This window comes from Paenibacillus sp. GD4 (genome assembly GCF_030846225.1).
Lineage (GTDB): Bacteria > Bacillota > Bacilli > Paenibacillales > NBRC-103111 > Paenibacillus_G > Paenibacillus_G silviterrae.
Genome location: NZ_JAVCYK010000001.1, coordinates 1,543,950 through 1,555,712, shown reverse-complemented (window position 1 = coordinate 1,555,712; position 11,763 = coordinate 1,543,950). Strand labels below are relative to the sequence as shown.

Here is an 11,763-nt window from a genome sequence, read left to right as displayed (position 1 = left end):
CCCGGAGAGCGGAGAATCTCACGCACCCCCTACCTCCCTGCCTGAACCCCCGAACCCGCCGCCTCGAGCATACCCGCAGGTGCTGCTGCTTCCGAAGGCTGGAAGGCAAAGTACATAACCAAACGGCTGACCGCAATGACCACAAAGCAGCCCCACAGCGGAAGGACGGCGATCAAAGCACCGGCGAGCAACGCCCCGACGGCATTACCTACATTCATGACCAGCTGGAAGTCGGAAAAGTAAGCCATCTCCTTTTTGTGCTTGGCCGCCTCGTTCATCATGATGGAGTTGGAGGCTACCTCGTATATGGCGAGGCAAAGCCCCAGCCAGCCTTGCACGATGAGCAGCGCCCAGAAGGAATTGATCCATCCGTAGGGCAGCACGGCGGCCGCCAGACCGATGACAGCAACGCCGTACACCTTCATGACGCCGTACCGATCCATTGCCCGCCGAGCGACAGGGAGCATCAAAGTGGACACGATACCGGCGGTGACGACAAAGGAGGCGATCTGGGAATTGCTTAAACCGAGTTGATTGACATGGTAAATGATAAACAGCGGTGCAACCATAGCGGTGCCTACATGATTCAAGCCCATCCACCAGGTGCGGCGGTCGCATTCCTGAAACGGCTTCACCCAGGTGAGACGGATCGGTTGACGTTCCTTTGGCGCTAGCTCCGCAATGAGTGCCATCCCGGCGAAGGTAGCGGCACAGCCGACGAGCATAGAGATCACGTAATTTTTCGGGAACATCCATTGGAACGCATCGAGAAAATGGCCGATCGCAAAGCTGCCGATGGTGACGATGACGATCCCGATCATTTTCGTATTGCTGAAGATCTTGGGAAACTCCGCCGGCTCGACCCATCTTCGAAGGATCGCAGGCTGCTGCGCGCCGGTAACCATGACCGCTACGGCGTTGATCGACCAGAAGAACAGCAAATACGGTATGGGATTCGGCAGCAGCACGCTAAGAGCCATGGAGAGGAAAGCAAACTGCCGAATGTATCCGCTGACAAGAAAAACACCTCTGGTCACAGGCAGCTGCCGCGTTAGAAACGCAAGGGACAGCGCACAGAACAGAGGTGGCAAGGAGTTGGAAAGCGCGATTTCAAAATTGCTGGCCCCCAAACGGGCAATCAGCACTTGTAAGAACGTGAAGAAGCTAACGCTTTTCATATTTTGCAAAGCAGCATCCATATAGATTCGTGTCGATAGCTTCATCCTCATCAGAACCCTTCCGCGCAGTTGTACCTTCTGTATTCCCTAGCATACCGCGCGTGAGAGGGGATTCCCATGGACGTACCGACTGAAAAACATGGACTATCGTGCTTTAAAATGAAAACTAAGATTTGACTGCCTGCGGATGATTTTCTCCGACATAAGCGGCCGCCGAAGCATTGGAAATGACCTGCTCCGGGCTTTTGCAGCCAGGGATGACGGAGGTAACGGCCGGATGCTTCAAGCACCAGGCGAGCGCCCAGGTAGCCATATCCATGCCTTGCGGAACTTCATTCTCTCGAATGCGTTCGACCTCCTCGAGCTTCAGGCGGGTTTGCTCCTGATCATGGCGATGGCGTACATCGCTCTCGGAGAATACTGCGCCCGGCTTATACTTGCCGCTCAAGTAGCCGCTTGCCAGCGGTACGCGGGCCAGCACGCCAAGATCCTGCGCCTGACAGGACGGGAAAACGCGCTCCTCCGGCTTGCGGTCCAACCGGTTGTATACGACCTGAATGGCCTTGGAACCGACCTTGGTGGAATTTTCAGTTTGGTGCAAATTATCGTTGCTGCCGATGGAGGTGCCCAGATGGCGGATTTTCCCGGCCTGCACTTGTTTATCTAACAGAGTCCAGAGCTCGTCTTGGTCAAACGCCTCGTCCGTGCCCGAATGGAACTGATAAAGGTCGATATAGTCGGTTTGCAGCGCTTTCAGCGAAGCATCCAGCTGATCCAGCACCTGCTGCGGAGACCACTCCTGATCCCGTTCGAAATTCCGATGGAACTTATGACCGAACTTGGTGGCAATCACCCAATCCTCGCGTCGATGACGGGCCACGTAGCTCCCGATCAGTGCTTCCGACGTATGATCTCCATAACATTCGGCCGTGTCGATCAGATTGATGCCGGATTCCTTGGCTTGATTCAGAATCGCGTCGACCTCATCCTGTGTGAAAGGCTTGCCCCATTCCCCGCCGAATTGCCAGGTTCCTACGCCAATAACGGATACATGTAGCTCGGTTTTACCCAATCTGCGATATTTCATCAGTCGCCCTCCCGGATCTTAGTACTTCTCCTTCATTTAAAACGATCTTCGCCGCAAAGTCAAAAAATGGGTCTAGAAACCGATAACAAATTTGACAATGGGTTTACATGATTTTTACAGGACATTAATAGTTCGTCTCTACAATAAGGTAGTAGCATAACCAATTATGGACTGGGGAGGAAAGGCTGACTTATGAAATGGTTCGTCCAATGTACATCCGCCTTATTGGCGGCAGCACTAGCAGTAACACCCGTAGCATCGGCATCGGCGGCCGACACCTCTGCTGTATGGACAAGCTCCGGCACAAGCGAGCTTACCGCGAAGCTGATTGCGCGTTATGACACAGGCTCCGGCGCCACAGGGGCAGAGATCGTACAATATGATGCCAAATCCAAGAGAGCTTTCGTTATTAACGGTGCCGAAAAATCGGTGGACATCGTCGATCTGTCCTCGCTAAAGTCAAGTCCGTCAACCACTGTTGCGTTGTCGGAGGCGAAGCGAATTAAGCTGGAGTCGCTCAGCGGCCAGATCGCAGGGATCGGCGATATTACCAGCGTAGCGGTGAGCCCAAAGGGAGATTTTCTGGCACTTGCGCTGCCTGCAGCCGTTAAAACGGATCCCGGCAAGGTCGTCCTGCTCGGCATGGACGGAAGCCTCATCAGCTTTGTGGAAGTAGGGGCGCTTCCCGATATGGTTACTTTTACCCCGGATGGACGTTATGTGCTTGTTGCCAACGAGGGTGAGCCGAACGAGGATACCTCCATCGACCCGGAAGGATCGGTTTCCATTATTGATATATCGGCTGGAGCCGACAAAGTAACTCAAGGCAGCGTGGTGCATGCGCTTTTTGACAACGATGCCATCATCGATGAGAAGGTCCGTAAGGCGAAGCCGGGTGCGACAGCAGCTCAAGATTTTGAGCCGGAATATATTGTTGTAGCGCCGGATAGCAAGACAGCCTACGTGTCGCTGCAGGAGGTGAACGCGGTAGCCGAGCTTGATTTGGCTTCAAAAGCTTTTACCAAGGTGACCTCGCTTGGAGTGAAGCAGCATTATAAACTGGGCAACGGTCTGGACGCCTCTGACAAAGACAAGAAAATCAATATTCAGCCATGGCCGGTGCTCGGCATGTATATGCCGGACGGCATGGATGTGATGGCCTTGAATGGGAAGACGTATCTCTTCACGGCCAATGAGGGCGATAGCAGGGACTATAAGGGCTTTTCCGAGGAGGCTCGTGTAGCTGACCTGAAAGATAAGCTTGCGCTTCAAGCGGTGAACTACCCGGGGCTTACCCAAAAGCAGCTCGATGAACTCTCCAAAGCGGCTGCCGACGATACCAAGCTGGGACGTCTGAAGACGACGACAACAGCTGGAGTTAACGCGGAAGGCAAATATGAGGCAATCTACTCCTATGGGGCACGGTCGTTTTCCATATGGGATGCGTCCACGATGACGCAGGTGTTCGACAGCGGAGATCAATTCGAGCAAACGCTGGCGGTTCAATACCCGAAGCAATTCAACGTTTCGAATGACAATAACAAATTCGACGACCGCAGCGACGATAAAGGTCCGGAGCCGGAGGACGTGAAGGTCGGCCGCATCGGTGATGAGGCTTATGCGTTTGTGGGCGTTGAGCGGATGGGCGGCATTTTCGTATACAATGTAACCGATCCGTTAAAGCCTCACTTCGCCACGTACTTTACCAGCCGGGATTTCTCCGGAGGGGAGAAGGACATCAAGGGCGAGAGCGGGCCGGAAGGACTCAAGTTCGTCTCAGCAGATCAAAGCCCTACGGGTAAGGCGCTTCTGCTTGTCGGCAACGAGGTTTCCGGTACGATGGGCGTGTATGAGCTGACGCAGGGCGATAAGGCTGCCAAAAAGACGATTACGATTCTGCATACGAATGATTCCCACGGCCGTGCGGAGGAAGCTTCTAACGATGGCATGGGCTTTGCCAAGATCGCAACGCTGGTGCGGCACTATGAGCGCCAAAACCCGAACACGCTTCTCCTGGACGCGGGCGATACGTTCCATGGCACAACCTTCGCTACGCTTGTTCGCGGGGAGAGCATTGCCAGGGTCATGAACCAGACGGGGTATGATGCGATGGCAGCAGGAAACCATGATTTCAACTATGGCTATCAACGCTTGCTGGAGCTGGAGAAAATTGTGGAGTTCCCCATTCTCGCGGCCAATGTGCGGAAGGAAGCGGACAGCTCCCGGATTCTGAAGCCTTATGTGATTAAAGAGGTTAACGGCATTAAGCTTGGTATTCTAGGACTTGCCACGCCGGAAACCACCTATAAGACACACCCGAACAATGTAGCCGGCTTGAAGTTCGTCGATCCTGCTGTGGAAGCGAAGCCCGTGGTTGAAGAACTGAAAAAGCAGAAGGTCGATGCGATCATCGCGGTCACTCACCTCGGCATTGACGAATCCAGTACCGATACCAGCATCAAGCTGGCCAAAGAGGTGCCGGGGATTGACCTCATTGTCGACGGTCACAGCCACAGCACGCTGGTAGAGGGAAAAACCACCGACAATAACACCCTGATTGTAAGCGCAGGCGAATACACCAAGAATCTGGGCGTAGTCGAGCTGACGTTCGAAGGGAACAAGCTGGTCGGCAAAAAGGCACAGCTGGTTGCTAAGGATGCTGCCGGTCTTGTTATGCCGGATCAAGCGGTGGTAGGAACAATTAACGACATTAAGAAGGCGCAAGACGTTATTCTGAATGAAGTGATCGGCTCCGTACCGGTGAAGCTTGACGGAGATCGTGAGCTGGTACGCGTTCAAGAGACCAACCTCGGCAACCTGATCACCGATGCGATGCTGGATATAACGGGAGCGGATGTTGCCTTGACCAATGGCGGGGGCATACGAGCTTCGGTGGAAGCCGGTCAAGTAACCAAAGGAAGCATCATCACCGTGCTGCCGTTCGGCAACTATATCCAGACCAAGAAGGTTACGGGCGCAGAGCTGAAAGCGGCATTAGAGGTGGGCGCTTCGGCGTATCCGAAATCGCTGGGAGGCTTTGCCCATGTCGGAGGTATGTCGTACTCCATCGATGAATCGAAGCCTGCGGGAAGCCGCGTTCACTCTGTGAAGGTGAAGGGACAGCCACTGGAGCTGGAAAAGTCATATGTGCTCGCGACCAACGATTTCCTTGCTGCCGGCGGCGACCAATATTCGTCTCTCAAGACGGCGCAGCACTTGGGAGACTTCCCTGCGCTCGACGAAGCGTTGATTGCGTATATTCAGAAAAAAGGCGCGGTCTCCCCTGTGGTAGAAGGTCGCATTACGGTGAAGCCGGATCCTGCGGGAGCTGCACCGATTGCCCCTGCCCCTGCTCCTGCTGCTGGTTCGCAGCAAGAGTCTGCCGGCAGCGGCACCTACACCGTTCAGCCGGGCGATTATTTATCCGCCATTGCCCAGCGCTACGGAACGACGTGGCAGACACTGCAGGAGCTGAACAAGCTGAACAATCCGCACTTGATTTATCCAGGGCAGATCATTCAGCTGCCATAAGCTCACATCAGAAACGGCCGCTTTCGGTTTATTACGCCGAGGCGGTCGTTTTTTTATGGGCGCTTTCCCTTTTTACCGTAAATAGCTACAATGGATGTTGTTGTTCATCGTTGCACAGCCGGGCTGTGTCGCGCGGGATGGAATGAGAGGGGAGTGGGCGTTTAGATGAAGGTAGAGGACAGCGGGAAAGGGCTAGGGATGAAGCCGTGGAAGGCCTATGGGCTTCTTGTGTTGTTTAATGTAGCGTTTACCGTACTGATTCAATATTGGGAGCGGTTACTCTATTGGTGTTTGGAAGGCAGGGTGCCTCCCATCCTTATCTTTGGATCGATAGGGTTGATCGCCGGCGCTTGGCTGCTGGGCAATCGGTTGATTGTTCGTCGAAGCTCTCTTGATTGGCGGAAGGGGATCGGAGCGGTGGCGGTGGTGGTGGCTATAGTGCTGCTGGACCCGTGGGTGCGCCCGTTATATATGAACCAGCTGGATAATCTGGCGATGTTTCAGTCGTTTCGGATTTTGGAACATTTTCGCAAGGGGTAGGACTGGACAATGAACTCGGAAGGCGATATAATGATGCTTACGTAACGCTTTCATTATCATCGCGCGGGTGTAGTTCAATGGTAGAACTCCAGCTTCCCAAGCTGGTGGCGTGGGTTCGATTCCCATCACCCGCTTACAAGAAAAACCCTTGTATATCAAGGGTTTTTCTTTTTTCTGAATCGTATGAGTACATAATTAACTTTTGACTATTAATTAGAATAAAAACTCAACTAACAGAATAATTGAAGCGAATAATAAAAGAAGGACCCCCAAGCACATATTTCCAGTTCTTCTACCAAATGATTTATAAACAACAATCAAAATGAGAGTAAAGAAACACAAAAGACCAAATACAAAAATAGAATACAGATTATCAAAAAAGAATAGTAAGAAGTAACCCTTAAATGGAAAGTGCATCACCGATAACCACCAATTATTCATGAAAGTACATATATTATAATCTATTATTTAGAACCGCAAGATGAACTTCCGAATGGAGTTGTTATATCATGGGCAAAGGTACATCAATAATCTTGCTCTTCTTAAGTTATATTATCACTAAATTATTAGTTTACATTAATAATCCATTTGGCATTATTTTTGGTGTCCCACTTACTCTATTCGAGAAATCAATTCCAATAATCGTAATTATTGTGACTAGTGTCATAACTTCTATTATTTTTATTACAAAGTATGATTTAACTGACATAAAAAGATTTCTGTTCATAAAGTGGATAGTTATTATTTTAATTACTGCAACAGATTTGGGACCTCATATCGTAGACGAAATAGAAAATAAAAGATATCTAAATAAAACCGCAAAAAGCCGGCTACTGTCATCAATGACATATAGCCGGCTTGATTTCGTTACACCGTAAACTTGCCGACCGCGGTTTTGACTTGCTCGGACGTCTCCTTCAGCCCCTGGGCGGAAGCAGCCATCTCATTCATGGTTTCCAGCTGCTGCTGGACGAATTCGGCTACGCCTTCCGCATAGCTGCGGGACTCCTGAGAAATTCGCGCCAATTCCTCCATCGTCGCTGCGATTTCCTCGGAGCCGGCTGACATTTCCTCGGTGGCTGCCGAAATTTCCTGAATTTGCGAGGTGATGCCCTGAACGGACCCGGCAATCCGATCGAAGCCGGCATGGGCTTCTTTGACGATAGCTGCTCCGTTCATTGCCTCATTGGCACCGGCCTGCATACTCTCCGCTATGGATTCGGTATCTAGATTAATGTGACCGATGAGCTCGGCAATGGTTTCGGAGGAGCTCTTGGACTGCTCGGCCAGCTTGCGGATCTCGCCGGCTACTACGGCAAAGCCGCGCCCATGCTCGCCGGCCCTTGCCGCCTCAATCGAGGCGTTCAAGGACAGCAAGTTCGTTTGGGTGGAGATGTCCCCAATCACATCCACGATGCCCTTGATGTCAGCGGAGCGTTCCAGCAGCCGCTGCAGCTTCTGCACGGCTTCCTGAACGCTTGCGTTGATGCGTTCCATCTGCTCCACCGTTTCGGCCATGAGCTTCTGATTTGCCGTCGTTTCCTCGGCGACGGAGTAAGCCTGCTGGCTCACTTCACCTGCGGACTCTGCGATGCGCTGAACGCCGACGGTCATCTCGCTGATCGCACGCTTCGTCTCTTCCGTCGACTCGGATAACGTGTGAGAGCCTGAGGCAATCTGCTTAACGGACTCGGCGATATCCCGCGATGCGGCCAAGGTTTGGCTGCTGCCCTGCTGCATGTCGTTCGAGGCGGCAACGACATTATTCGTTGACACGGCGATGTCTTTAAGCAGAGCCGACACGTTCGTAAGCATTGTATTGAAATTTCCCTTCAACCGACCGAACTCATCCGTACGCGTAACCTTCATCTGGAAGGAAAAGTCGCCGTTCGCCGCGCGGTTGGTAGCGTTCGTCAGCTCTCTCAGCGGACTGAGCTGCTTCGCGATGACATACCAGATTGTGGCCGAGAAAAGAATTCCAAAGGCTAGGGAGATGCCTACCGATTTAATAATTTCCTTTTTCAATAGTTCCTTGATGTCATCGTAATTATAGTCTAGGCCGAAGATACCGATCACATTGTTCTTGCTGTCTGTAATTTTGGATAAGCTGCTGACGAATGTTCCGTTCTCATCTGTGTATGTATCGGTAATTGCCAATTCTGCATTGTTCAGCTGCTCAATGCCCGCTTTAAAGATGTCTGGAAGCTTGTAGCTGCTCATTGGAGGTAGTGCGGCAGCCAGCGAGCTGCTCGTGCCGATCATTTTTAGAAAGGGCTCCCCGTTCTTGGTTTCTACCTCCGGGAAAAAAACGTAAGCGTTCTCCACGAGCTCCTTTTGCGTCATGGAATCCAGTATGCTGGTAAGCGTCTTTACGTTGACATCGTCCTTTAAATCCGCTCCCGTCTTGCCCTTTTCCGCCACACCGCTAATGTAGGAACCAACCAGCTTAGCCGTAATAGCATCCGTTTCATGTATCGTGACCAGCTTGTTCATGTGCATCTGACGCATGGAAAAATAGGTGAACGACGCCGATGATAAGGAAAACACAAGCAGGATTACAAAGACCATGAGGGTCAGCTTTCGAGCGACGTTACGTGTAACCGTACCGAACATGAATAAATCCTCCCAACCTAGATTTCTGTCGAATTGTTAAAAATAATGTCGAATAATGTATTTTGATGTAATTCTATCATCCGCAGCTGTTATCCGTAAAGAGAAATATTGTAAATAGATCCTAAAATCTGTTTAATCATGACATCGTGCGGAATGGCACTTATCTGTTAAAAAGCAAAAGCCTTAACCCGACAGTCGGGCTAAGGCCTTCTCCTAGTTGATCTAGTTACTCGGCAGGGAAAACGAATCGCACACCTTGGCGATAAAGCTCCTCATGCAGAGCGGCAATCGGCACATCCTGCAGCGTGCAGCCGCTGTCGATTGCGAGGGAAGCGGCAACGCCGGCAGCCTGGCCGAGCGCATAACAGGTGGCTTGCACGCGCATCGACGACATGGCGACATGCGTGGCGGAAATGGCGCGGCCGGCCACAAGCACGCCGTCCAGCCCCTTCGGGAGCATGCAGCGATACGGAATGTCGTAGCCGTCGATATCGCGCTCATCCGTGACCTTTGCACCATCCGGACTGTGGATATCGATCTCGTAGTTGGTCTGTGCAACAACGTCGGCAAATCTTCTTCCCGAGGTGAGGTCCTCCTCGGTCAGCGTGTAATGACCGACGATCTGGTTAGTTTCTCTGACGCCCGTCTGGCTTCCGATGTGAGACAAAATGTAGTTCTCGAAGCCGTTGCGCTGCAGGTAATTAGCGACGGAGAACACTTGGCGGAGCGATTCCTGCTCGGCGAAGCTGACGTCGTCGATTTTTGCGCCGTTCCCTTTCACCCGGGTCATGTTGACTAGCAGCGTGCCGTCTCCCATCCGCTCCCAATACAAATGGCGGCCTTGCGGCAGGTCCTCGACCTTTTCATAATAATAACAGCCTTCCGGCAAGTAGAGCTCTGTCTTTTGACCCGTTTTTTGCATCATAAACATCAGTGTCATCGGCTGCGTCAATCCGTCGCCATCGCGCCCCGAGGTATATGCTGCGCCGGCGTCGATAGCAACCCGCGCATCACCCGTACAGTCCAGAAACACCGCACCTTCCACGGCGCGCAAGCCTTCGCGGGTATTGACGATCACCGCTTTGACACGGCCTTCTTCGGTAACGGCCGAAACGAAGGACATGTGATAGCATACCTTGACGTTCTCCTGCTCCAGCTTCCGGTTCAAATAATAGCGGAGGCGAAAGGGAGAAAACTGCGGGGCCGTATTCAAATCTTGTCCTTCCGGGACATGCTCCTTGATCATTTCAGTTACGATCTCCCGGTAGATTCCCGTGACGTTGCCTACCTTCATAAAAATGCTTACGTTCCCGAGCGTACCCATGCCGCCAAGCTGTGCAGATTGCTCCAGCACAATGACTTTCTTGCCGCTTCGGGCTCCCGAAAGGGCAGCGGCTACTCCCGCGGGGCCTCCTCCAACAACGACCAGATCGGCGCGGTCATACACCGGGATATCCCGTTTCAGTTCATAGGTTGTCGACACCACGTTAACAGCTCCTTCGCTCATTTTGCAAACAGTATAGCATTCATTTTTGTTGAGTTTTAGTTACATTTTACTTACACTAATGGGAGTGAAGCTGAAGGAGGTGGGAAGCGATGCGAAGGAGCAAGCCGGTGACCTTGAGGGATATCGCTGCGGAGCTGGAGCTGACCGTTCATACGGTTTCTAAGGCGCTTAGGGGACTGCCCGGTATGTCGGAGCGGACGCGGCAGGAGGTAATCGAAAAGGCGAAGGAGCTAGGCTACCATACGAAAGAACAGGAACGCAGCATGGCGGTTGAAAGGATCCCCTATCATTCGGTTAAGCAGCGAAGATTCATGATGCTTCTGAATGAGGATTCCCACTTTAACCGGTTGATGCTGACGGGGGTACAGGAACGGATGATTGAATTCGGACATTCGGTTCATCCGGTTGTCGTGCCTCCAGCCTCTTCCGTCAAGCTGTTTCGGGAATGGATGAAGCGTCATGAGCTCGATTATTGCGACGGCCTCTTTTTGAGCCCGGTCCTTCCGCCTGTAGCGGAATCGGAGCTGCTCTCGCAGCCGGTTCCCAAGATCATGCTGAACTTCCCGCCGCATACGGTGGAGGTGGACAGCGTCGTCTGGGACGTATACCACGCCGTTCATCAGTCGGTCCGGTACTTCATCTCCAAGGGGCACCGCCGGATCATGTATGTCGGAGATATCGAGTCGCATCGCGGCTTTCGGCTGCGCTGGCAGGGCTTTCAGGAAGCGATGAACGAAGCGGGACTTACGGTTGATCCGAAGGCCCACATGACGGCGCCGCCCCCAACGAAGGAACAGTGGATCGAGGAGCTGCGGGAGAAGCTGACCGAAACTAAGCCGACGGCCATTCTTTGCGCGCTGCAGCGAGACCCTGCCTGGTTCTACTACGCGTGCAGCACAATCGGGCTGTCCATCCCGGAGGACGTATCCCTCGTCAGTCTGGAGCATGAGCGGCCGTCCTTTTTCCCCGAGCTGACGCGCCCGATTTTGCTCGTCAAGGAAGCGGGTGAACGCGCAGCCGAGCGCATGCTATGGAGAATCGCCAACCCGGGAGCGCCCTATGAGCATATTCGCCTGCAAGGGGCTTTTTATGAAGGAGAAACGGTGAGGGCATTAAGGGGTAAGCGTTAGCGTCATCTTATGTGATATTGGAGATGACGTTTTTTTATCCGCACCGGACATTTTTTGCTCCACCTGCCATCCGGTCGGACGTTTTTTGCTTTTCCCCCACAACTTGTCCTTCTACTCGTAGCCCGGTCCATGAAAACAAGAACTGTCGGTTTTGCAATCGGGCATTTTCTTTTACAA

At 52.4% G+C, this 11,763-nt stretch carries 7 protein-coding genes and 1 tRNA gene; 4 read left to right on the top strand and 4 right to left on the bottom strand.

All coding sequences use genetic code 11. The features are described 5' to 3' along the window. Nucleotides 1-29: 29 nt before the first annotated feature. On the bottom strand, nt 30-1,223 hold the full coding sequence (locus RAC89_RS07340) for an MFS transporter (RefSeq protein WP_306612740.1): 1,194 nt from the start codon (nt 1,221-1,223) through the stop codon (nt 30-32). Between the two features lie 121 nt (nt 1,224-1,344). Next, a complete protein-coding gene (locus tag RAC89_RS07335) occupies nt 1,345-2,265 on the bottom strand; it encodes an aldo/keto reductase (protein ID WP_284641565.1) in 921 nt (306 codons plus the stop codon). A gap of 192 nt (nt 2,266-2,457) precedes the next feature. On the opposite strand from RAC89_RS07335, the gene RAC89_RS07330 reads away from it, so the two are divergent. The 3 genes from RAC89_RS07330 (at nt 2,458) to RAC89_RS07320 (ending at nt 6,470) form a co-directional block, all read left to right on the top strand. Next, nucleotides 2,458-5,796: a choice-of-anchor I family protein gene (locus tag RAC89_RS07330; protein WP_306612739.1), complete on the top strand. Its 3,339-nt coding sequence runs from the start codon at nt 2,458-2,460 to the stop codon at nt 5,794-5,796. Nucleotides 5,797-5,961: 165 nt separating this feature from the next. Further along, nucleotides 5,962-6,336 carry a hypothetical protein gene (locus RAC89_RS07325; protein ID WP_306612738.1) on the top strand — a complete coding sequence of 125 codons (375 nt, stop codon included), beginning with the start codon at nt 5,962-5,964 and terminating at the stop codon, nt 6,334-6,336. A 63-nt stretch (nt 6,337-6,399) separates the two neighbouring features. Further along, a tRNA-Gly gene (locus RAC89_RS07320) sits at nt 6,400-6,470 on the top strand. A gap of 733 nt (nt 6,471-7,203) precedes the next feature. Here the strand turns inward: RAC89_RS07320 and RAC89_RS07315 are convergent. Together RAC89_RS07315 and RAC89_RS07310 are read right to left on the bottom strand one after the other, a co-directional pair. Continuing rightward, the gene (locus tag RAC89_RS07315; RefSeq protein ID WP_306612737.1) at nt 7,204-8,949 is read right to left on the bottom strand and encodes a methyl-accepting chemotaxis protein; all 1,746 of its coding nucleotides are present in this window, start codon (nt 8,947-8,949) and stop codon (nt 7,204-7,206) included. 226 nt (nt 8,950-9,175) lie between these two features. Then, nucleotides 9,176-10,435: an FAD-dependent oxidoreductase gene (locus RAC89_RS07310; RefSeq protein ID WP_306612736.1), complete on the bottom strand. Its 1,260-nt coding sequence runs from the start codon at nt 10,433-10,435 to the stop codon at nt 9,176-9,178. 110 nt (nt 10,436-10,545) lie between these two features. Between RAC89_RS07310 and RAC89_RS07305 the strand changes: the two genes are divergently transcribed. Next, nucleotides 10,546-11,586, top strand: coding sequence for a LacI family DNA-binding transcriptional regulator (locus RAC89_RS07305; RefSeq protein ID WP_306612735.1), 1,041 nt, complete (start codon nt 10,546-10,548; stop codon nt 11,584-11,586). Nucleotides 11,587-11,763 lie beyond the last annotated feature (177 nt).

Bases quoted from the DNA above. Each gene is read 5' to 3' on its own strand.
- RAC89_RS07340 (WP_306612740.1), bottom strand. From the start codon at position 1,223: ATGAAGCTATCGACACGAATCTATATGGATGCTGCTTTGCAAAATATG.
- RAC89_RS07335 (WP_284641565.1), bottom strand. From the start codon at position 2,265: ATGAAATATCGCAGATTGGGTAAAACCGAGCTACATGTATCCGTTATT.
- RAC89_RS07330 (WP_306612739.1), top strand. From the start codon at position 2,458: ATGAAATGGTTCGTCCAATGTACATCCGCCTTATTGGCGGCAGCACTA.
- RAC89_RS07325 (WP_306612738.1), top strand. From the start codon at position 5,962: ATGAAGGTAGAGGACAGCGGGAAAGGGCTAGGGATGAAGCCGTGGAAG.
- RAC89_RS07315 (WP_306612737.1), bottom strand. From the start codon at position 8,949: ATGTTCGGTACGGTTACACGTAACGTCGCTCGAAAGCTGACCCTCATG.
- RAC89_RS07305 (WP_306612735.1), top strand. From the start codon at position 10,546: ATGCGAAGGAGCAAGCCGGTGACCTTGAGGGATATCGCTGCGGAGCTG.